The sequence below is a fragment of the Bacillus sp. N6 genome (assembly GCF_052805735.1).
The window spans coordinates 4,911,298-4,933,464 of sequence record NZ_CM127843.1; the positions used below are offsets into that span (position 1 = coordinate 4,911,298).

A 22,167-nucleotide genomic window follows, 5' to 3' on the forward strand; every position below is an offset into this window, starting at 1 on the left:
GAGATGAGGAAGAAATGGATATCGTTGCATTTCAAAGATGGGTTGAGGAATTTTACGAAAAACGAAGCTGGTCACAGTATAATGCCTTTATTCGCTTAAATTTCTTAACCGAGGAAGTTGGGGAAGTTTCACGAGTCGTTCGTGCTATTGAAATCGGCCGCGATCGCCCTGATGAAGATGCGAAAACAGAAGAAGAGCTAAAACAAGAACTAAAAGAAGAACTTGGCGATGTACTATCTAACCTTATTATTCTTTCGCAAAAATATGATTTAGACCTACAAGACATTATGGACGCACACGTCACAAAGCTTTCGAAAAGGTTCGAAGTATCTAAATGAGAATATTATCAATTATGGTATAATATTCTTGTCACAATACTAAGGGGGATTTTATGTTATCAAAAAAATTGCACGACGCATTAAATGAACAAATGAACTTTGAATTTTACTCTGCCCATGCTTATATGGCAATGGCTGCTTACTGTACAGCTGAGAGCTATGATGGATTCGCTAACTTTTTCCTTGTACAAGCTGAAGAAGAACGTTTCCACGCAATGAAGCTTTACAACTATATTAATGACCGCGGAGAGCGCGCTATTATTACTGGATTTGATAATCCGAATAACGAATACGAATCTGTATTAAACGCTTTTGAAGTCGCACTTGAGCACGAGCGTGAAGTAACGAAACGTATTTACAACTTATCTGATATCGCTTGGGATGAGCGTGAACATGCAACAATTACATTCTTAAAATGGTTCGTTGACGAACAAGTTGAAGAAGAAGCTTCATTCGATAGCATCATCCAAAAACTAAAACGTATTACAAGCGATTCAAACGCACTGTTTATGCTAGATGCTGAATTAGAGAAACGTACATTTACGCCTCCAGCTGAGTAATATTTCAATCACCTTAATACATGTATTAAGGTGATTTTTTTGTTTGCTCTCTATCTTAAAATCACCTTAAATTTCCTCATATTTGACATAGTGCCAGATATAAAATGGTATTATTTTCAATATAAAAACGAATATACGAGGAGAGGAAAAATGAATCAACGTGTAGAAGCTGTTGATTCAATTCGTGGTTTCGCTTTGTTTGGCATTTTACTAGTCAATATGACATTAATTCAATTTGGGTTCTTCACCAGTGAAAAACCAACTTATCTATTTGGCGATCTTGATAAAGGTGCTAATTGGTTTATTCAATTTTTCGGCACACATAACTTTATATCCCTATTTTCTTTTCTATTTGGGCTTAGCATTATTTTGTTACAAAAAAGTATTATCGCAAAAGGAAAAAAATTCTTCCCCACATACATAAGACGTATTATCATTCTTTTACTACTCGGCTACATTCATGGCACTTTTGTTTGGGAGGGAGATATTTTATTTGCATACGGAATAATCGGGATTTTTTTAATAATATTCATCAATCGAAAACCGAAAACTTTGCTTATTTGGGCGATTATTCTACTCGCACTTATTACACTTATGTCTTATCAAACTGATCCATCTACAAATATAAATGATTTCGCACCTTATACTGAAAAAGAACATAAAGTCCATCAAACTGGAAGCTATATGGATCACGTCAACTTTAGATTGACTGAAAATCCTTTTGATTACATGGGAATTGACGGTGCATTCGGATTATTTTTCATATCAGTTTTCGCAATAATTTTTATGTCTCCACTGTTCCTACTCGGAATGTATGTAGGGAAAAAAGGCTGGCTATTTGAGGTCAGTAAACATATACCTGCTGTCAAAAAAATATGGTTTGCCACCGGTCTCTTCTCTTTTACAATTAAAATCTTAGCTATGTTCATAAAACACCCGGTTTTAATTATGTTACAAGATGGCCTTACACCAGTAACTATGACCTTCTTTTACGGAAGCACAATCATTTTATTATTCCATTACAAAAAAGCAACCCGTCTACTAACATACATGGCGAACATGGGGAAAATGTCCGTTAGTAATTACTTAGCGCAATCTATTATCGCAACAACCATTTTTTACGCATATGGATTTGGCTTATACGGGAAAATCGGCTATTTCTTCGGTATTCTTTTAACCATCGGAATTTATACGATTCAATTATTCGTTAGCACCTATTGGCTCCAGAAATACCGAATGGGGCCAGTGGAATATGTCTGGAGACTGGGAACTTATTTAGAGAAACCACGTTTTAAAAGAAACTTGGATAAAGCAAGTTAAACAAAAAAAGCAATGAGCCTACGCTCATTGCTTTTCTTAATTTATTAAAGCATAACCCCAACGATAATCGCTGATAATATACTTACTAACGTTGCACCGTATACAAGTTTTAAACCGAATGATGATACAACGTTTGCTTGTTTGCCATCGATACTCTTCGTTGCACCTGCGATAATTCCGATAGATGAGAAGTTCGCAAATGATACAAGGAAGATAGATAAAATACCTACTGTACGAGCTGATAAATCACCAGCTACTTTACCAAGGTCAAGCATTGCAACGAATTCGTTCGTTACTAATTTTGTTGCCATAATTTGTCCTGCTTGTAGCATCTCTGATGTTGGAATACCCATTACGAATGCTAATGGTGAGAAGATGTATCCTAAAATGCTTTGGAATGTGATTCCGAAAATTGAATCGAATACACCGTTAATTGCTGTAATTAATGCTACGAAACCGATTAACATCGCCGCTACTGTTACAGCGATTGAGAAACCAAGCATAATATATTCGCCTAACATTTCAAAGAATGTTTGTTTCTTGTCTTCTTGTAATTCTAAAATATCGTCTTCTTCTTTTACTTCATATGGATTAATGATATGAACGATAATGAATCCACTGAATAAGTTTAATACAAGTGCTGTTACTACATATTTTGGATCAATCATTTTCATATAAGAACCGACAATTGACATCGATACTGTAGACATTGAAGATGCACAAAGTGTGTATAAACGATTTTTCGGTAATTTGCTTAGTTGATCTTTTACTGTAATGAATACTTCCCCTTGACCAACGATTGCAGCTGCTACCGCATTATATGATTCTAGTTTTCCTAAACCGTTAACTTTACTTAATAGGAAACCGACTGCACGAATGATAATCGGTAAAACTTTAATATGTTGCAGGATCCCGATTAATACTGCTAAGAAAATAATCGGTAATAATACTGTTAAGAAGAATGGTGCTTGTCCATCGTTTGCTAGACCACCAAATACGAAATTAACCCCAGCTTCCGCAAATTTTAAAATAGAACCAAATCCATCTGCGATCCCTTTTACTAATACAAATCCGACCTTTGTATTTAGTAAGAAATACGCAAGTACCAATTGAATAACAAGCATAAGTGCAATTGGTTTATATTTAATCTTCTTACGATCTGAACTGATAAGGAAACCTAGTACAAACACTACAAGTAAACCGACTAGAAACATTACTATTTTCATATGTGAATCCCCCACTTCTCCCACGAATTATTGGTCGTATAACGTATAACGAATGACGTCTGACCATTGTTGTTAAAAAAATTTAAAACCCCTAAAACTATTCAACTGTCATCTAAAATCAGTAAGCGTTTACATAAATTGCAATTTATAAAAGGTAGCTTCTTCTCTCCTACCATACTTGAAAGTCTGAAATTGATACCACCTACAAATCAAATTGTAAGCGTTATCTAGGTGAAATGCAATATAAATTTTAAAAGATTTTTATATGTTAATATATTCCTAATTAATTGGTTTTTTCATGCAAATTTACCATAAAAAAAGTAGCCCTAGCTATGAGCTAGAGCCATCCTTTTTTTATAACATAACACCAACGATAATCGCTGATAGAATACTTACTAACGTCGCACCGTACACAAGGCGTAAACCGAATGATGATACAACATTTGATTGATTTTCATCGATACCTTTCGTTGCACCTGCGATAATTCCGATAGATGAGAAGTTCGCAAATGATACAAGGAATACAGAAAGAATACCAACCGTACGAGCCGATAAATCACCAGCTACTTTTCCAAGGTCAAGCATCGCAACAAACTCGTTTGATACTAATTTTGTTGCCATAATTTGTCCCGCTGTTACCATTTCTGCTTGCGGGATGCCCATTACGAATGCTAATGGTGAGAAAATATATCCTAAAATAGCTTGGAATGTAATACCGAACATTGTATCAAACAAGCTATTGATTGCTGTAATTAATGCTACGAAACCGAGTAACATAGCTGCTACTGTAATCGCAATCGTGAAACCAAGCATAATGTACTCGCTCAGCATTTCAAAGAATGATTGTTTTTTCTTATTTTCTAATTTCAGTGTATCTTCTTCTTCTGTAATATCGTACGGGTTAATAATATGAATGATAATGAAACCACTAAATAAATTTAATACAAGTGCTGTTACTACATATTTCGGTTCGATCATTTTCATATAAGAACCAACGATTGACATCGACACTGTCGACATAGAAGATGCACATAATGTATATAAACGATGTTTTGGGATTTTACTTAATTGATCTTTTACTGTAATAAATACTTCTGCTTGTCCAACAATGGCAGCTGCTACTGCGTTATATGATTCTAGTTTTCCTAGACCATTTACTTTACTTAACAACGTACCAATAGCACGAATAAATATCGGTAAAATTTTAAAGTGTTGCAGAATTCCGATTAAAACCGCAAAGAATACGATTGGTAATAACGCTGTTAAGAAGAATGAAACCTCTCCTTTATTAACAAGACCACCAAATACGAAAACGATTCCAGCTTCCGCATATCCAAGAAGTGCGCCAAATCCATCTGAAATTCCTTTTACTAAAATATAACCAACTTGCGTATTTAATAAGAAATAAGATAATGCTAGCTGAATAATAAGCATAATTGCGATTGGTTTATACTTAATCTTCTTTCGATCGGCACTTATAAGAAAACCGAGTACAAATACAACGAGTAATCCTACAAGGAACATAACAAACTTCATTAATAAAATCCTCCATTTAACTCTTCATTAACGTTGAACGTCTGACCATTCAAAACAAGAAATAATCCGAACTTTCCATTTCCCCTCAAAAATCTTCAATCGGATAGGAAAGATCATAAAACCTCTTATTTCAAAGGCATTTTCCATTCTAACATAAATCACAACTCATATCCGCACTTTTCTTAAAAAAATACATTTTATTACGAAACATTCATGAATGTTCGTCTTTTTCATTATAAAGCGAAACTTTAATGAGCAGGAGTTTCACTTCACACAAATAGCTGAACCAATAAAAATGAGCATCAAGTTTCACTTGATGCTCACCTCATTATACTGCTTTTTCTTTATCAGCTACTACTGGCTCATCCCAACACTCTGTATTGTTCAAACCTGGAATAGACTCCGCATAAAAGACTGGATCTTTCCCTTGTTTCTTTTGCTTAATATAATCTGATAACGCTGCGAAAGCATACTTAGAAAGGAATACAATTGCTACTAAGTTAATAACAGCCATAATTCCCATAAATAAATCTGCTAAATCCCAAACGATTTGAATTGTCGCTACAGATCCTAGCATAACCATACCAAGTACAGCAATGCGGTATGCATTTAATAACACTTTACTTCCATTTAAGAACTCAATATTTGTTTCACCATAGTAGTAGTTACCTACTAATGAACTAAATGCAAACAAGAAGATCGCAACTGCTACAAATATAGAAGCCCATGGACCGATATGTTGACTTAACGCCTGCTGCGTTAATTGAATTCCATTTAAATCAGCTGCATTATGCACGTCTGATAAAAGAATGATAAATGCTGTACAACTACAAATTAATAATGTATCTGTAAATACCCCTAAAGTTTGAATGAAACCTTGTTTAACTGGGTGCGTTACGTTTGCAGTCGCTGCTGCGTTTGGCGCACTACCCATACCTGCTTCATTTGAGAATAATCCACGTTTTACCCCTAATAAAATCGCAGCTCCTAATCCTCCGCCTACTACTTCTTTAATTCCGAAAGCATGTAAGAAAATTTCTTTAAATACATATGGAATTGCCGTAATGTTTGTTACAACAACGAATAATGCCACTGCTACATAAATAATTGCCATTACTGGAACTATCATTTCAACCGCGCGAGCAATTCGTTTTACTCCGCCGAAAATAATAACTGCAAGTAAACCAGCCATAACAAGACCTACTAATCTGCTATCTGTTTTAAATGCACCATCAAAGGCAGCTGCTACAGTATTAGACTGTACAGCGTTAAAAATCAATCCGAAACTTACTGTTATTAGAACAGAGAACACAACACCTAACCAGCGTTTATTTAAACCCTTTTCCATATAATACGCTGGGCCCCCACGGAATGCATTCCCATCTTTTACTTTATAAATTTGCGCTAATGTGCTCTCTACAAATGCAGAAGCACCCCCAATCACCGCAATTAACCACATCCAAAATACTGCTCCTGGACCACCTGCTGAGATCGCAATAGCTACACCAGCTAAGTTACCAGTACCTACACGAGAAGCTGTACTCATACAAAACGCTTGGAATGATGATACGCCGCTCTTCTCTTTTTGCGCTTTCCTCGTTTTCGAGCTTGCTCCATCCCCAAGCAAACGAATCATTTCACCGAAGTAACGAACTTGGACAAATTTCACACGAAATGAAAAATAGAGCCCTAACCCAATTAACATCGCAATAATGATATATGACCAAAGGATATTATTTACATCCCCAATTACCCTAGCTAAAAAATCCATATTTGTATTGCCCCCTCTTCCTAACAATAAGAAAATTATATTCTAAAAACTTTAAGTAATCAAGAACTTTATGTAAGGTTTTATGACATGAGTATGTTAATTATCTTAACATACGTGTTTTTTTTCATAAAAATATAGCTATTACATACATTTATCCAATACTCAATCACTTATCCTCTTCGACCAGTCATACTTTTAAAGCCGTACGTTCCCCATAATAACGAGAGAAACAAACAAAAAAAGTTATATTAATAATTACCCCTCACCCTTTTCATCATTTACTACAATAAAAAAGGCGAGCATCGAATTTGCCTCGATGCTCACCTTTTCAATTACACTGCTTTTTCTTTATCTGTTACCGCTGACTTATCCCAACACTCTGTATTCGTTAAACCAGGAATAGAATCTGCACTGAAGACTGGATCTTTTCCTTGTTTCTTTTGCCTTACATAGTCTGCTAATGCTGCATACGCAAATCGGCCAAGAAGTGTAATTGCAATTAAGTTCGTGATTACCATTAGACCCATAAATAAGTCTGCCATATTCCATACAACTTGAAGCGTCGCAACAGAACCGAATAATACCATTCCAACTACCGCAATACGGTAAATTGTTAACCACGTTTTGCTTTGCTTAATGAATTCAATATTTGTTTCACCATAATAGTAGTTTCCTAGAAGTGAACTAAATGCAAATAAGAAAATAATAATCGCTAAGAAACTGCTCGCCCATGGGCCAATTTGTGAACTTAATGCATTTTGTGTTAATTCAATACCTTCTAAATTCGTTGCTTTATATGCACCAGAACATAGTACGATAAACGCTGTTGATGTACATACTAAGAATGTATCTACTAATACTCCAATTGTTTGAATAAAACCTTGTTTCGCTGGATGCGTTACATCAGCTGTTGCTGCCGCGTTCGGCGCACTACCCATACCTGCTTCGTTCGCAAATAATCCGCGCTGAATACCATATTTCATCGCAGCACCGATACCGCCACCTACAGCTGAATCTAAACCGAATGCACCTTTAAAGATTTCCGTAAACACATCTGGTATTAAATAGAAGTTTTTAATGACAACAAAAATAGCTACTGCAATATAAATAAGCGCCATTGGCGGAACAATCATTTCCGACATACGTGCAATACTTTTTACACCACCAAAAATAATAACCCCAACTAATGCAGCTAATACAATACCAACAATATAACGCTCTAAGCCAAATGCATTTTCAAACGCTAATGTTACTGTATTTGCTTGTACTGAGTTGAAAATTAAACCGTAACTAATTGTAATCAGAATAGAGAACCAAATCCCCATCCAACGTTTATTTAAACCTTTTTCCATATAATAAGCAGGACCACCGCGGAAGCCACTGCCATCTTTTATTTTATAAATTTGCGCAAGCGTACTTTCTACGAAACTTGAAGACGCACCGATAATCGCAATAACCCACATCCAAAATACAGCTCCAGGTCCTCCCATAGAAATAGCTAACGCTACACCAGCTAAGTTCCCGATACCAATACGAGCTGCAGAACTCATACAAAATGCTTGGAACGATGATACGCTGCCCTTTTTACGTGTCTTGCCAGTTAGTCCATCACTCATTAAACGAATCATTTCCCCTAAATGAGTAAGTTGTACGAATTTTAATTTAATAGAAAAATAAAGCCCTAAACCAATTAACATTGCAATAAGAATATATGACCAAAGAATTGTATTCGTTGATGAAATAAATTGCTCTAAAATATTCATACAATTAACCCCCTCCTTTTCTCCATAAAACGAATTATATTTAAAAAACATTCAAAAATCAACATTTTTCGACAATTTGCAATTTCCAAATATTAGCCAGGTTCACAGTAACAATATCTTTATGACTGACTACCCTCCCTCTAACTGTGCATACTAAAACAAAAAATAAATTCACAAACAACCCTATTGACAAAAACACCAACCTGTAACTATAATGATTACAACAGGTTGTAACAAACCTAATTACAACAAATTCATTTACTTTCAGATATACACTTTAACAAAACACTTTGGAGGGATTTATTATGAAAATCGGAATTATCGGAGCAACTGGTAAAGCAGGAAGTCGTATTTTAAAAGAAGCATTGGATCGCGGACATGAAGTAACTGCAATCGTAAGAAACGCTGCAAAAATTACAGAAGACAATGTAAAAGTTTTAGAGAAAGATGTATTCTCTCTTACATCTAACGACTTGCAGGCATTTGACGTAGTTGTAAATGCATTCGGTGCTCCAGCAGGCGAAGAACACCTTCACGTAGATGCAGGAAACGTACTTATTGAAGCTGTGAAAGGTGCACCAAATACAAAATTACTTGTAGTTGGCGGAGCAGGAAGCTTATTTGTAGACGAAGAAAAAACAACACGTGTATTTGATACACCAGGTTTCCCGGGCGAATACCTTGCAACAGCTCAAAACCAAGGTAAAAACTTAGAAATCTTGCAACAAACAAATGATATCACTTGGACATTCATCAGCCCTTCTGCACTATTCACATTAGGAAAACGCACTGGTTCTTACAAAGCTGGCAAAGACAATCTTCTTGTTAACTCAAAAGGTGATAGCTACGTAAGTTACGAAGACTTCGCAGTTGCAGCACTTGATGAAATCGAAAACCCAAAACACGTAAACGAACGCTTCACAGTAGTTTCTGAAGCTGAATAATAAAAAAAGCTCGTAAAACATTATGTTTTACGAGCTTTTTCTTATTATTGCACTTGCTCTAATCCATTTTGAGTAATCTTAAAGGATATTTCTTGCCCCTTCATCGCATCCTCTTTTTTAACGAACTCATTCTTTTTGTACCAATTCAAACGACTCGGTTCCGCATGATATACTTTCAACACGTCTCCATACTCAAATGCCGTTCCATTTACTTGCCCAGCAAAATTCTTTGAAGTCTCTTGTCCTTCTGCCGTTACATGCTTTTTCTCATTTCCATTTTGATCATAAATCGTAAGGCCTATATACTGCTCATTTACAAAGCGATAATGAATCTCCTCATTTGTAAATGTTGCATGTAATTTCTTTTCAGCGTGGTTTAACGTAACAATTGAACGTGTTACATTCGACACACCTTGATATACTATGCTATCTCCATATGTAACTTCCACAAATACTTCTGTCACTTTCTTATTCCCAAAGCGATCTTTCGTTTCTACTTTTGCTTTTTGTTCACCAATTTTTGTTGTATCCGGTTTCTCTACAAATCCGAGTACTTCTCCATCTTTCACTTGAACAAAGTCTTTCGCATCTAATTTTTCAGCGTCCGTTCCGATTACTACTTTTTGTGGGACTGCTGTTACTTCTTGTTGCGCTTCCATTCTCTCGAAACCTTTTTCCGTTAATTTAAAGTACAACTCTTGTTTCCCTTTACCGTTACTTACAAACTCATTTTTTTGATACCACTTCAATCGATCTGATTCTGCATGATATACCTTAATAACATCACCATATGCGAAGTCTACACCATTTAACTGTTCTGCAAAGTTTTTCGAACTCTCTTGCCCCTCTGCCGAAATAACTTTCTTTTCATTTCCATTTTGATCGTATAGCGTGATTCCCATATATTTTTCATTCTCAAAACGATAATGAACTTTAGCATCCGTAAATGTTGCCTGTAGCTTTTTCGTATTATGATCCGCAGTTACGATAGAACGCGTATTATTACCATCACCTTGGAAGACTAAGCTATCGCCATAGATTACTTCCAATGGCACTTCCGTCACTTTCTTATTTCCAAAACGATCTTTCGTTTCTACTTTCACTTTTTGTTCACCGATTTTTGTTGTATCCGGTTTTTCTACAAATCCGAGTACTTCTCCATCTTTCACCTGAACAAAGTTTTTCGCTTCTAATTTTTCAGCGTCCGTTCCGATTACTACTTTTTGTGGTACTGCTGTTACTTCTTGTTGCGCTTCCATTCTCTCAAAGCCCTTTTCTGTTACTTTAAATAATAATTCTTTCTCTACCTTCGCCTTACCTTGTCCGATAAAGTCATTATTTTGATACCAATTAAAGCGATCTGATTCAGCGTGATACACTTTTACTACATCACCATACTCGAACTCTAACTCATTAATTGATTTCGCGAATTCTTCCGCATTTTCAACACCTTTTACTGTTGCTTTCTTTTTCTCATTTCCATTTTGGTCTAGTAATGAGAATTCAAAATACGTGTCTTCTTTAAAATAATAGTGCACTGGATTTGAATCAGCTATCGCACTAAACTTTTTCTGATCATGTTGCAGTGTTACGATTGATTTAATATTATTATCATAATTGAGCCCTTTGAATACTAAGCTATCACCATAACTAACATTTGCTACAACCGGAATTAAATTCTTATTACCTTTTTCATCTATAATTTCTACTTTTACAGTTTTTTCTCCAACTTCAGGCTTGCCTTGTTTAATCACACCTGTTGTTTTTACACCTTCCCCTAAATTCTGTACAAGTTCTTTTGCTTTTTTCTCATTATATGTAGTACCGATTACCACATTTTGGATTTTTTCATTATTTGGCTCGCCATATGGAACTTCATATAACTCAATTTGTTTCTCACGAATTGGATTGCTATCTGTAGATAACCAAATTTCTTTTTCTAATTTTGGTAAATTTAATTTTTCAATCTTTTCTCTCGTAGCATCATTTGCAATTAATCCCCATTTATCAAAGAAAGGAATTAAATTTTGTCCTGCCACTTTTGACGTCATATAAATAAACATCTGCTTTTTCTCTTCATCAGATTTAGGCAATTCTGTATCATGTAACAAACGATACATTTGATGTAAATTTGGATAGAACTGATCCCCATAAGCTAAATGCAACTGCCAAAACATAACTAATTTCTCAAATACATCCATCTTCTCTTGTGCATCCGGTTTACCTAAATAAGCAAATGCAGCTTCATAGCGCCCCTCTTGCTCTAACCTTGTTTTATGCCCGAATGTAGTTTGAACTGCCAAAGAATAAATATTAACGGTTACTTCTCCAAGTCCATCCCATAACCAAGTATCCTGTTGATGTTGATGTCCCACTTCATGCCAAGGCCCCCATCCATCATTAGTTAACTCTTCTAGATTTAGTACTGATTCTAAATTCCCTTTACTATAAGCTGTTCGATAATAAGTCGCATACATATAATTATCCGTATACCAGTCTTCAACAAAATGAATGGAATGTTTACCTTGATTCGCAACACCCGCATCATCTTTTGATAAACCTGATATCTTATGTTCTATATTAATTATTTCATCATGTTTCTTTAATAACGCAGCTGGGTCTTCTTGCTTCAAATGTTCCGCCACAGTTTCAGGATGCATAGTTAATAAACTATTTTCCCCCTTCATTTCTATTGCATATGGATCAGGATTCTCTGCCAACATACGCTTCCAATCTTTTGTCGTATGCTTACCTAAAATAAATAAAGGATTTGGTGTTCCGCCTTTTTTCACTTTAGCGACTACTTCTCCTGTGTTGTGATAATTATAAAAATATAATAGCCCCCCATTTGAAGAAGAAATTTTATTCTCACCGGGATTTAAATTGAATTGTTTAGGTTCTTCTTTTTCATAAGAATATGTACCAATATAAGCTTTAATCTGTTGAGTCCCTTCTACTTGAATAACTACTTCTTCACCTGGCTTTACATAAATGCCCGTTGGTTCATAAGGAGAAAAACTCATTCGACGCTGATGCAACTCACGCATCCCTTCTACATCACCTTTTGGCAGTAATTGATACACTCGCTCTTCTTGCTGTTTCTCTTTATTTTCAATCGTCATCTCTGCATACACCTTAGGTAATTCAAGTCCATATGGCGTTAATAACGTAGCTAAACAAACACCAGCTACTAATACCCTACTCTTTTTCTGCTTTGACATAATCTGTGTCCCCTGTCCTTTTTTTAGACAAACCACCCTATATATTAATTTAATAAGAAATCCTATTATTTTTATAAAAACATTTAATGAATAGACTAATACCTCTCGCACCTATATCAATTACTACCGCATTTCTCTAAATGTATTCGCTTTCTTATATTGTAAAATTTTTATGTAATATGTCCTCCTCACTTCTCTCTATTTGTGATGAGTTCTCTTCGTACATAAAAAGAGAATAGTAAAAGATATCATTTAGTATTGTCATCTATACATCTAAAAATAAAAATAGCAATAGAATATTACATTTTCTTCATATATGACCATCTATAGGTAGTTTTTCCAACTGAATTTTACACGCTTTCTACTTCGTTTGATAGACTTCACAATTAGAATAATGTTACAATTTTGTGAATAACATCCGTTGATTGTAATGTTTAGATTTTGTTATATTTTATTATTTTTAAATACTTTTTCAAACGTTAAAATAGTGTTTCACTCGATTAATTATTATCTTGATATATTTTTAAAGAATTCATATGAAAAAGCATTGGCATAAGCCAATGCTTTCTCATTATCTCTTTTGATTCGGTTTATGCGGTTCATTTGGAGTATATGGCTTATTTGGTTTATTTGGAGCCTCAGCCTTTTTCCAGCTTACCGCTAACTCTGGACTTGTTTTTTCTTCACTACGCTCAAGTAATACTACTGCATTTTGAATAGTCGGTGTACCTTTATGCGCAATTCCTTGTAGTTTCGTTAAATTTCCTGATACTTTAAAGCTAAATCCACCAGCTGGTGTTTGTTTCGGAATTAAAATGCGGAACTTCTCTCCTACATTAAATTCTGTTTTTGTTTCGCCTTTTTCATTTGCAAATTTCACGCCCGCTGGTGCACCTGTTGCTTGCACTTTATACGTTCCGCTTTTTGCATTTGTTTCTACTGTATATAAACCTGTTTCAAAGAAATCATTTTTTAATACTGCTTCTTGTTCTTCTGTAGGAGTTACACTCATCGTAATTTCTTGTAACTCTTCACTAGCGTTTGCTTTTGCAACGATGTCTTTCGTTACTTTCTCTACATTTTTATTGCGGAAATCTAAATCATTAACATCAATTTGTTTTAACGCATTCCACACTGCCAGCTGCGTTGCGTAATGCGCCTCTCTCCAATCAGATACTCCTAATTCTTGTGGGCTCTTTTGTGGATATCCATTCAACAGTACACGGTACACATTAATATCCACTTTCCCCATTTCCGGTAAATCTTGACCGCTCGGAGATTTTAAATCTACATTTAAGCAAAATGCAATTTTTCCATCTGCCGTTTTAATAAGTTCTGTTCGAATTGGTTTCTTCTTTGACTTACTATAACTCCAATTCATTTCATACTTTGTATGATCCATAACTTCTGCGAATGCTTTTTGAAGTGGGAATAATACAAATAAGACACTTAAAAACATAGCTAAAAGTTTGAACGATTGCTTTATATTCATGTTTACAGCCCCTTAATAACAAACTTAATACTAAGTAGTATTTAATTAGAAAATATTTTTATGCAAAAAAAAGAGCGCATAAAAGCACTCTTTTTTCTTTCTTACTTTAATCTTAGAAATCGAAGTTATCAGGATCTGGACCAACGCGGTGATTTTGGTTTAACGCATCGATTTTTTCCATGTCTTCTTTTGTTAATTCAAAGTTAAATACATCAGCATTTGCAATAATGCGGTGTTCTTTCGTTGATTTTGGAATTGTAATTACTCCGTTTTGAAGATCCCAACGTAAAATCACTTGTGCTGTTGTTTTACCGTGTTTCTCAGCAATTTCTTGTAATGTTTCATTATCTAATAATTGACCTTGCATTAGTGGTGACCATGCTTCCATTTGAATACCTTGTTCTTTACAGAAAGCTTGTAGTTCTTTTTGTGTTAAACGAGGGTGGTATTCTACTTGGTTAATCATTGGCTTAATTTCTGCATCTTTCATTACATCTTGTAAGTGATGAATTTGGAAGTTACTTACACCAATTGCACGTACACGCTCTTCTTTATAAAGTGTTTCTAGCGCTCTCCATGTATCTTTATATTTTCCTTCTGAAGGCCAGTGAACAAGATATAAATCTAAATAATCTAGTCCTAATTTTTTTAGACTCTCTTCGTATGCAGCGATTGTTGTTTCATACCCTTGATCTGCGTTCCATACTTTTGAAGTGATAAATAATTCTTCTCTTGAAATACCAGTCGCTTCAATACCTGCACGGATTCCTTCACCTACAGCTTTTTCATTTCCGTAAATTGCAGCTGTATCGATGCTACGGTATCCTGCTTTAATCGCTGATTTTACAGCTTCTACAAGTTCTGGTCCTTCTTCTACTTTAAATACACCTAAACCGAACCAAGGCATTTCTACACCATTATTTAATACTGTTTTACTTTGTAAGTTTTTCATTTTATTTTCTCTCCTTTTATTTTACTTGATCTCTTTTTTCTAATGTCATGCTCCATGCTGTTAAAATCACGGCACCTACTACCATAAGACCGCCTACCCAAGCAGTATGGATTAATCCTAACGAATTCGTTACAAGGCCACCTATATAAGAACCTAAAGCGATTCCTCCGTTAAATGCGGCAATATTAATTGCTGAAGCAACATCAACCGCACTTGGAACAAAGCGCTCTGCCAATATAACTACATATACTTGTAGCCCTGGAACATTCATAAATGCGAATAGTCCCATGAAAATAATTGTGATTAATCCAGCTACTTTAAATGGCGCTGTAAATGTTAAAACAAATAATATGATCGCTTGAATAAAGAACATGTAAAATAGCGCTCGAATCGGATTATGATTCGATAATTTCCCGCCAACCATATTCCCTATCGCAATTGCGATTCCATACACTAATAAAATGATAGTAACGGTACTTGCTTCAAATCCTGTTACTTCTTGTAATAGGGGTGATAAATACGTAAATGTTACGAATGTACCACCGTATCCAAGTGCAGTAATAATGAAAACAAGTAATAGTCTTCCATTTTTAATTAATTTAAATTGATCACGAAACGATACAGGTACACCATTTTTTAAATTAGATGGGACGAGTATACTGTTTGCGATGAAAGCAATAATTCCAATTACGACAATCGCCATAAATGACGCTCTCCAGCCAAACTCTTGACCGATAAATGTTCCAATTGGCACACCAGTAATAGTCGCAACTGTTAATCCAGTAAACATAATCGCAATTGCGCTAGCACGTTTATTCTCTGGTACGATTGCAGCTGCAATTGTAGATCCAATTGACATAAACACACCATGTGCAAACGCAGATACAATTCTTGCGATAATTAATACAGTGAAGCTTGTTGCTACCGCCGCAATGCCATTACCAATAATGAAAATAACCATAATCCACATTAATAATGTCTTCCGCGACATACTAGCCGTTAACGCTGTTAAAACAGGAGCTCCTACCGCTGCTCCTAACGCATATAAGGAAACCGTTAAACCGGCTGTTGTAACCGAAACATTTAAATCTTTTGAAATAGATGGTAGTAAACCGACACTAATAAACTCGGTCGTACCAATCCCAAACGCACTAATTGCTAGCGCTAATAAAGCAAACATACTTCTTCGGCTCGTCTGAGCTTCCGAAGATGGTACTGTATATGAACTCAATTGAATTCCTCCTTATTACAAGAAATCCAATCATAATAGTATGATAAAAAGGCCCCTTTATCTTCTAAAAAATATATTTCATACTTACAAATGCTATTATGAATGGTTTCATTCCTTTTTTGAAGAACGCACTTTAAAGTACGATAGGCACTAAAAAGTAACATAGTCACTTTTTGGTACCGTACTACTCATTTGCCTCTTACATGTGCTATTATGAAACATATTTAACATAATAAAAAGTACGTACTTTAAAGTGCTATAGGTACTAAAAAGTAACATTTGTATTATTAAACTTACTTTACTCAAAAAGGGAGGGGTTCATATGAAGAAATACAATATTCCTGTAGAGGCGACTTTAGAAGTTATCGGCGGCAAATGGAAAGTTGTTATTCTTTGTCACTTAACGAAAGGTACAAAGAGAACGAGTGAATTAAAACGCTCCATGCCTGGTATTACACAAAAAATGTTAACGCAGCAATTACGTGAATTAGAAGACGACGGGGTCATTCAAAGAAAAGTATACAACCAAGTCCCACCGAAAGTAGAATATTCTCTTACCGACTACGGTTGGTCTTTAGAATCCATTCTTGACTCTCTTTGTTCTTGGGGCGAATGCCATCTTGAAAAAGAAGGTAACACATCGATGCTAATTGCAGAAGGTGAATAATAGGAAAAAGGAAAAAACGAACATGAATTTGTTCGTTTTTTCCTTTTTTTCTATATATATATGTACATTTCTAACTGAAACAAAATATTTTATACGCTTTCATACCTTGTCAGCACTACGTTATACACTCAATATCAAATAATTAGGAATCATTTTTATGTTAACATAGGTGTATATAGTATATAATATAGGATATATATTATATACACTTTCCGGTAACGGAGCTTTTCCATTATGCGGACAAGCCATATATCGGACAGTTCATAAATAATAAGTAAGACGTTATGGTTTTAGATTTATGTTTGCAGCTTACTTGCTGTCATAAATTTAAAGGCATTTTATTGTGTTTTGTGAAACTTTGCATAAAGTTTCGTAAACGTTTACTATCTTACTTATAAAAAATAAGAGTATTGCTATCGTAAAGGAGAATTGGAGATGCCAGAAACTATGACTCAAACAAAGCCAGAACAAGAAACTGTACAAATTTCTGCTAGCCAAGGACAACTTGATGTACTTGATCAGTTGTTAAAACCTGAGGTACAAGAATCATTAACAACACTAGTAGAACAGCTTCCAAAATTAACTGAGCTTGTTAACATTTTAACTAAGTCTTATGACTTCGCTCAAACTGTTGCTACTGATGAAGTATTAAAAAGCGACACTGTTGGTGCAATTACAGAGCTTGTAGAACCTGTAAAAGATACAGTGAAAAGCATGGCTGCAACTGCAATCGAAGCGAAAGATCGTGCTGACGAAAGTACTGAAGTTATCGGCCTATTCGGTCTATTAAAATTACTAAAAGATCCACAAGCACAAAAAATGTTCCGCTTTGTGAACGCATATCTTCAAATTAGTGCAGAACGTAACAATAAATAATTTAACTTATAACAACAATTAGTAAAGACGGGGGATATCATACTATGTCAAAACAAATTGTCATCTTAGGCGCTGGTTATGGCGGTCTTCTTGCCGCTTTAAACGTACGTAAATATTACAGCAAATCAGAAGCACAAGTTACAGTGATTAACCAATACCCAACACACCAAATCATCACTGAATTACACCGCCTTGCAGCTGGTAACGTGTCTGAGCAAGCAATTGCAATGCCACTTACAAAGCTTTTCAAAGGTAAAGATATCGATCTTAAAATTGCAACAGTTGAGTCATTCTCAGTTGATAGCAAAGAAATCAAACTAGCTGGCGGCACTACTTTATCTTACGATGCACTTGTAGTTGCTTTAGGAAGTAAAACTGCTTACTTCGGTATTCCAGGACTAGAAGAAAACAGCATGGTATTAAAATCTGCTGCTGATGCAAACAAAATCTACAAACACGTTGAAGACCGTATTCGTGAATACGCGAAAACGAAAAACGAAGCTGATGCTACAATCGTAATCGGTGGTGGCGGATTAACTGGCGTTGAGCTAGTTGGTGAGCTTGCTGACATTATGCCTAAACTTGCAAAAAGCCACGGCGTAAATCCAAAAGAAGTTAAACTTCTTCTTGTTGAAGCAGGTCCAAAAATCCTTCCAGTATTACCAGACCACTTAATCGAACGTGCAACTACTAGCCTAGAAGCACGCGGCGTTACATTCTTAACTGGTCTTCCTGTAACAAACGTTGCTGGCAATGAAATCGACTTAAAAGACGGTCAAAAACTTGTTGCTAACACATTCGTTTGGACAGGTGGCGTTCAAGGTAACCCATTAATCGGTGAATCAGGTCTTGAAGTTAACCGTGGACGTGCAACAGTTGATGCATACCTACAATCTACTTCTCACAAAGACGTATTTGTTGCTGGAGACAGCGCTGTTGTCTTCTCTCCAGACGGTCGTCCATACCCACCAACTGCACAAATCGCTTGGCAAATGGGTGAGTTGATTGGATACAACTTATACGCAGCACTAGAAGGCAAAGCATTCGAAGAGTTCGCACCTGTAAACTCTGGAACACTTGCTAGTCTAGGACGTAAAGATGCGGTTGCTACAATTGGAGCAAGCAATACTCCACTTAAAGGCTTACCAGCATCATTAATGAAAGAAGCAAGTAACGTTCGTTACTTATCACACATTAAAGGTCTATTCAGCTTAGCTTACTAATCTGAATATAAGCCCGAATCATGCCCAGCATGGTTCGGGCTATTTTTATCCGTAATTTTCTCTAACTTATTTATTCGGCAAAAGAATAATATAACCCTTTTAATTATCTAAATTTACTGATTATTTTATGTCCAAATTGTGTATACGAAAAGATGGAAGTATTCTTCCTACTCCCATCCTTTCACACAAACTATTCGCCTAACTTCACAAGGCTGTAGTTCTTCTTCCCTTTACGAATAATAATAAATCTGCCATCAAATGAATTTTCTACAGTAACATCCGTACCCACATCTGTTACTTTCTCACCATTCATAGAAATCGCACCATTATTAATGTCTTCGCGTGCTTGGCGTCTAGATGGTTCAATTCCTAAATCGACTAGCCACTCTACGATGTTTTTCGCCTCTTTTGAAGACTGGAACGTTGGCATTTCTTTAAAGCCTTGTTCAATTTCATCAGCTGTTAACGATTTAATATCCCCGCTAAATAACGCTGCTGTAATCTTCTCAGCTTGTAATAATGCCTCTTCTCCATGAACGAATTTCGTCATTTCTTCCGCTAACACTTTTTGCGCTTCACGTTTATGAGGTTCCGCTTCTACCTTCGCTGCTAATTCATCAATACGCTCTTTCGTTAAGAACGTAAAGTATTTCAAGTATTTAATTACGTCACGGTCATCTGTATTTACCCAGAACTGGTAAAATTCAAACGGTGTCGTTTTTTCAGGATCAAGCCAAACCGCACCACCTGCTGATTTACCAAACTTCGTACCGTCCGATTTTAATAATAACGGAATCGTTAATCCGAATACTTTCGCCTCATGACCTTCTAACTTACGAATTAAATCTAAACCACTCGTAATATTTCCCCACTGGTCACTACCACCAATTTGAAGTTGAACATCCTCTTTCGTGTATAAATGATGGAAATCCAGCGCTTGCAAAATTTGGTACGTGAATTCTGTGAAAGAAATACCTGTATCTAAACGGCTTGCTACAATATCCTTCGCTAACATGCTATTGATGCTAAAGTTTTTCCCGTAATCACGTAAAAACTCAATAATATTTATTTCATGTGTCCAATCATAGTTATTTACCATCTTCACTTCGCTATTTCCGCCAAAATCAAATAGCTTTTTCATTTGTGCTGTTAACGCATCTACATTATGCTGAACCACTTCTAACGTTTGAAGTTGACGCTCCGATTGTCGTCCACTCGGATCACCAATTGTTCCTGTTGCCCCGCCAATTAAAATAACAGGATGATGGCCAGCTAATTGGAATCTCTTCATCATCATAAACGGAATCAAATGTCCGATATGCATACTATCACCAGTCGGATCAACTCCGCAGTATAGTGAAATCTTTTTCTCTTCTACTAGCTTACGTAAACCTTCTTCGTCAGTCTGCTGATTAACGGCGCCACGCCATTCTAATTCATCAATAATATTCATCTTTTGTCATCCCCTTTATTTTTTAAAAACAAAAAAGCCCCTATGTCTACGATAGACATAGGGACGATTATTCACCGTGTTACCACCCAGTTTGCATAAATAGCATAGCTACTCATACCACTCTTAGCAATAATATCGATTGCTAGTCCGCTTAGCATTACCTAAGATACTCCAGAGTGTAATTCGCAAGTTTGTTTGTGCTAGGTTCCAGCAACCCCTAGCTCTCTCGTTAACAGTGACAAACTGCTACTGGGCTCTTTCAACGTATGTTATTTGTTAAATTATTAGCATTATATTGAATTGAAAACAAATTGTCAACAATACCCAAATATTATTTTAAAATAATTCATATCTTCATACGTATTTCGTTATTCCTTATCTTCTCCAATAATCCTTACTTCTCGCTCTAACTTCACGCCAAATTTCTCTTCAACTGTCTTTTGTACGAAGTGAATTAAATCGATGTAATCTTGTGCTGTTCCGTTATCAACATTCACCATAAATCCAGCGTGTTTTAAAGAAACTTCCACTCCACCAATTCGCTTACCTTGTAGTCCTGAGTCTTGAATCAACTTACCAGCAAAGTTATTTGGTGGACGCTTAAATACGCTACCACATGAAGGATATTCTAGAGGCTGTTTTGACTCACGCTTAAACGTTAAATCATCCATTTTTGCTTTAATTTCTTCACGTACACCTTCTTCAAGTTCAAATCTCGCTTCAAGAATAATGTAATGGTTGTTAGCAAATACACTCTTACGATATCCAAATTCAAATGCTTCTTTCGTCAAAGTACGTAGCTCTCCATCACCTGTCATTACAACAGCTTCTGTTAACACAAACGATACTTCACCACCGTAAGCACCAGCATTCATATATAACGCTCCGCCAACTGAACCTGGAATACCACAAGCAAACTCAAGACCCGTTAAGTTATGGTCTAAAGCAATACGTGATACGTCAATAATTGCTGCACCACACTGTGCTACAATCGTCGTTCCTGTTACAGTAACACCTGTAATATGAATTAAACTTACTGTAATCCCGCGAATTCCACCATCTTTAATAATGACATTCGATCCATTTCCTAAAAACGTAACTGGAATATTATATTCGTTCGCATATTTGATAACTTCTTGAATTTCATCATAATTTGTAGGCGCAACAAAAACATCTGCTTTTCCGCCAACTTTAATATGCGTATGATTCTTTAACATTTCATCTTGTTTAACATGTCCTTCAGGCAATACCGTACTTAAATATTTATAAACCTCTTGCATATTCATTTTACGATTCCTCTATTTCTATATTCATTTTATCCCGTTATACGGGCCCATAATATCCCCACGTACATGAAAGAACCTAAAGTGGTGGATACAGTGTACCCAAAATCAATTCGAGACACCTATAAACCTCTTAATTTATAAGAGGTGCCACTCATATTAAAATATATATTGCATAATAAAGCAACCCAAATGGACTACTAAACTTGACATGTCATCAGAAAGACAACAATTTGTAAAATATGTGACTTTTTCAAAACACTATCCCTCAGTATCTTACTATACCATACAAAAAGAAAGTGGTATTTTTT

Annotated in this window: 17 protein-coding genes and 1 other annotated feature; of the genes, 7 read left to right on the plus strand and 10 right to left on the minus strand. The window is 35.7% G+C overall.

Translation table 11 applies throughout. The features are described 5' to 3' along the window. Positions 1–14: 14 nt before the first annotated feature. The 3 genes from ACUXVC_RS25455 (at position 15) to ACUXVC_RS25465 (ending at position 2,218) form a co-directional block, all read left to right on the plus strand. Positions 15–338, plus strand: coding sequence for a MazG nucleotide pyrophosphohydrolase domain-containing protein (locus ACUXVC_RS25455; protein ID WP_000355749.1), 324 nt, complete (start codon positions 15–17; stop codon positions 336–338). Between the two features lie 53 nt (positions 339–391). Further along, complete coding sequence (locus ACUXVC_RS25460) at positions 392–898, plus strand: ferritin (protein WP_000949403.1); 507 nt, start codon at positions 392–394, stop codon at positions 896–898. Between the two features lie 150 nt (positions 899–1,048). Next, positions 1,049–2,218, plus strand: coding sequence for a DUF418 domain-containing protein (locus ACUXVC_RS25465; RefSeq protein WP_098126708.1), 1,170 nt, complete (start codon positions 1,049–1,051; stop codon positions 2,216–2,218). Positions 2,219–2,262: 44 nt separating this feature from the next. Here ACUXVC_RS25465 and ACUXVC_RS25470 read toward each other — a convergent pair whose 3' ends face one another. From ACUXVC_RS25470 to ACUXVC_RS25485, 4 genes are all read right to left on the minus strand, one after another. Then, a complete protein-coding gene (locus ACUXVC_RS25470) occupies positions 2,263–3,444 on the minus strand; it encodes a NupC/NupG family nucleoside CNT transporter (protein ID WP_000706853.1) in 1,182 nt (393 codons plus the stop codon). Positions 3,445–3,798: 354 nt separating this feature from the next. Continuing rightward, positions 3,799–4,980, minus strand: a complete 1,182-nt coding sequence (locus ACUXVC_RS25475) for a NupC/NupG family nucleoside CNT transporter (protein ID WP_000673841.1) — start codon at positions 4,978–4,980, stop codon at positions 3,799–3,801. Positions 4,981–5,308: 328 nt separating this feature from the next. After that, positions 5,309–6,751 carry an alanine/glycine:cation symporter family protein gene (locus tag ACUXVC_RS25480; protein ID WP_075717274.1) on the minus strand — a complete coding sequence of 481 codons (1,443 nt, stop codon included), beginning with the start codon at positions 6,749–6,751 and terminating at the stop codon, positions 5,309–5,311. A gap of 332 nt (positions 6,752–7,083) precedes the next feature. Further along, a complete protein-coding gene (locus tag ACUXVC_RS25485; protein WP_016123726.1) occupies positions 7,084–8,514 on the minus strand; it encodes an alanine/glycine:cation symporter family protein in 1,431 nt (476 codons plus the stop codon). A 305-nt stretch (positions 8,515–8,819) separates the two neighbouring features. On the opposite strand from ACUXVC_RS25485, the gene ACUXVC_RS25490 reads away from it, so the two are divergent. Beyond that, positions 8,820–9,458 carry an NAD(P)-dependent oxidoreductase gene (locus ACUXVC_RS25490; protein ID WP_446025875.1) on the plus strand — a complete coding sequence of 213 codons (639 nt, stop codon included), beginning with the start codon at positions 8,820–8,822 and terminating at the stop codon, positions 9,456–9,458. Between the two features lie 44 nt (positions 9,459–9,502). Here the strand turns inward: ACUXVC_RS25490 and ACUXVC_RS25495 are convergent, their stop codons facing one another. The 4 genes from ACUXVC_RS25495 to ACUXVC_RS25510 all read right to left on the minus strand — a co-directional run bounded on the left by ACUXVC_RS25495 (position 9,503) and on the right by ACUXVC_RS25510 (position 16,303). Continuing rightward, on the minus strand, positions 9,503–12,679 hold the full coding sequence (locus ACUXVC_RS25495; protein ID WP_446025876.1) for a putative mucin/carbohydrate-binding domain-containing protein: 3,177 nt from the start codon (positions 12,677–12,679) through the stop codon (positions 9,503–9,505). 571 nt (positions 12,680–13,250) lie between these two features. Next, the gene (locus tag ACUXVC_RS25500; protein ID WP_001022532.1) at positions 13,251–14,171 is read right to left on the minus strand and encodes a thioester domain-containing protein; all 921 of its coding nucleotides are present in this window, start codon (positions 14,169–14,171) and stop codon (positions 13,251–13,253) included. A gap of 112 nt (positions 14,172–14,283) precedes the next feature. Then, positions 14,284–15,123 (minus strand): aldo/keto reductase, encoded by an 840-nt coding sequence (locus ACUXVC_RS25505; RefSeq protein ID WP_168410395.1) that lies wholly within the window; start codon positions 15,121–15,123, stop codon positions 14,284–14,286. Positions 15,124–15,139: 16 nt separating this feature from the next. Then, positions 15,140–16,303: an MFS transporter gene (locus ACUXVC_RS25510; RefSeq protein WP_168410432.1), complete on the minus strand. Its 1,164-nt coding sequence runs from the start codon at positions 16,301–16,303 to the stop codon at positions 15,140–15,142. Between the two features lie 373 nt (positions 16,304–16,676). Here ACUXVC_RS25510 and ACUXVC_RS25515 point away from each other — a divergent pair, with 373 nt between their 5' ends. The 3 genes from ACUXVC_RS25515 to ACUXVC_RS25525 all read left to right on the plus strand — a co-directional run bounded on the left by ACUXVC_RS25515 (position 16,677) and on the right by ACUXVC_RS25525 (position 19,120). Then, positions 16,677–17,021 (plus strand): winged helix-turn-helix transcriptional regulator, encoded by a 345-nt coding sequence (locus ACUXVC_RS25515; protein WP_000760481.1) that lies wholly within the window; start codon positions 16,677–16,679, stop codon positions 17,019–17,021. A 435-nt stretch (positions 17,022–17,456) separates the two neighbouring features. Further along, on the plus strand, positions 17,457–17,897 hold the full coding sequence (locus ACUXVC_RS25520; RefSeq protein WP_001115310.1) for a DUF1641 domain-containing protein: 441 nt from the start codon (positions 17,457–17,459) through the stop codon (positions 17,895–17,897). Positions 17,898–17,941: 44 nt separating this feature from the next. Next, positions 17,942–19,120, plus strand: coding sequence for an NAD(P)/FAD-dependent oxidoreductase (locus ACUXVC_RS25525; protein WP_000043199.1), 1,179 nt, complete (start codon positions 17,942–17,944; stop codon positions 19,118–19,120). A gap of 190 nt (positions 19,121–19,310) precedes the next feature. Here the strand turns inward: ACUXVC_RS25525 and tyrS are convergent, their stop codons facing one another. Then, on the minus strand, positions 19,311–20,573 hold the full coding sequence (gene tyrS, locus ACUXVC_RS25530; protein ID WP_446025877.1) for a tyrosine--tRNA ligase: 1,263 nt from the start codon (positions 20,571–20,573) through the stop codon (positions 19,311–19,313). A gap of 56 nt (positions 20,574–20,629) precedes the next feature. Beyond that, positions 20,630–20,845: a binding site (T-box leader), on the minus strand. A gap of 96 nt (positions 20,846–20,941) precedes the next feature. Beyond that, positions 20,942–21,859: a UDP-N-acetylmuramate dehydrogenase gene (gene murB, locus ACUXVC_RS25535; protein WP_001057106.1), complete on the minus strand. Its 918-nt coding sequence runs from the start codon at positions 21,857–21,859 to the stop codon at positions 20,942–20,944. Positions 21,860–22,167 lie beyond the last annotated feature (308 nt).

What these genes read in the sequence shown, in the direction of transcription:
- ACUXVC_RS25455 (WP_000355749.1), top strand. Translation starts at nt 15, where the DNA reads ATGGATATCGTTGCATTTCAAAGATGGGTTGAGGAATTTTACGAAAAA.
- ACUXVC_RS25460 (WP_000949403.1), top strand. Translation starts at nt 392, where the DNA reads ATGTTATCAAAAAAATTGCACGACGCATTAAATGAACAAATGAACTTT.
- ACUXVC_RS25465 (WP_098126708.1), top strand. Translation starts at nt 1,049, where the DNA reads ATGAATCAACGTGTAGAAGCTGTTGATTCAATTCGTGGTTTCGCTTTG.
- ACUXVC_RS25470 (WP_000706853.1), bottom strand. Translation starts at nt 3,444, where the DNA reads ATGAAAATAGTAATGTTTCTAGTCGGTTTACTTGTAGTGTTTGTACTA.
- ACUXVC_RS25475 (WP_000673841.1), bottom strand. Translation starts at nt 4,980, where the DNA reads ATGAAGTTTGTTATGTTCCTTGTAGGATTACTCGTTGTATTTGTACTC.
- ACUXVC_RS25480 (WP_075717274.1), bottom strand. Translation starts at nt 6,751, where the DNA reads ATGGATTTTTTAGCTAGGGTAATTGGGGATGTAAATAATATCCTTTGG.
- ACUXVC_RS25485 (WP_016123726.1), bottom strand. Translation starts at nt 8,514, where the DNA reads ATGAATATTTTAGAGCAATTTATTTCATCAACGAATACAATTCTTTGG.
- ACUXVC_RS25490 (WP_446025875.1), top strand. Translation starts at nt 8,820, where the DNA reads ATGAAAATCGGAATTATCGGAGCAACTGGTAAAGCAGGAAGTCGTATT.
- ACUXVC_RS25495 (WP_446025876.1), bottom strand. Translation starts at nt 12,679, where the DNA reads ATGTCAAAGCAGAAAAAGAGTAGGGTATTAGTAGCTGGTGTTTGTTTA.
- ACUXVC_RS25500 (WP_001022532.1), bottom strand. Translation starts at nt 14,171, where the DNA reads ATGAATATAAAGCAATCGTTCAAACTTTTAGCTATGTTTTTAAGTGTC.
- ACUXVC_RS25505 (WP_168410395.1), bottom strand. Translation starts at nt 15,123, where the DNA reads ATGAAAAACTTACAAAGTAAAACAGTATTAAATAATGGTGTAGAAATG.
- ACUXVC_RS25510 (WP_168410432.1), bottom strand. Translation starts at nt 16,303, where the DNA reads ATGTTTGCTTTATTAGCGCTAGCAATTAGTGCGTTTGGGATTGGTACG.
- ACUXVC_RS25515 (WP_000760481.1), top strand. Translation starts at nt 16,677, where the DNA reads ATGAAGAAATACAATATTCCTGTAGAGGCGACTTTAGAAGTTATCGGC.
- ACUXVC_RS25520 (WP_001115310.1), top strand. Translation starts at nt 17,457, where the DNA reads ATGCCAGAAACTATGACTCAAACAAAGCCAGAACAAGAAACTGTACAA.
- ACUXVC_RS25525 (WP_000043199.1), top strand. Translation starts at nt 17,942, where the DNA reads ATGTCAAAACAAATTGTCATCTTAGGCGCTGGTTATGGCGGTCTTCTT.
- tyrS (WP_446025877.1), bottom strand. Translation starts at nt 20,573, where the DNA reads ATGAATATTATTGATGAATTAGAATGGCGTGGCGCCGTTAATCAGCAG.
- murB (WP_001057106.1), bottom strand. Translation starts at nt 21,859, where the DNA reads ATGAATATGCAAGAGGTTTATAAATATTTAAGTACGGTATTGCCTGAA.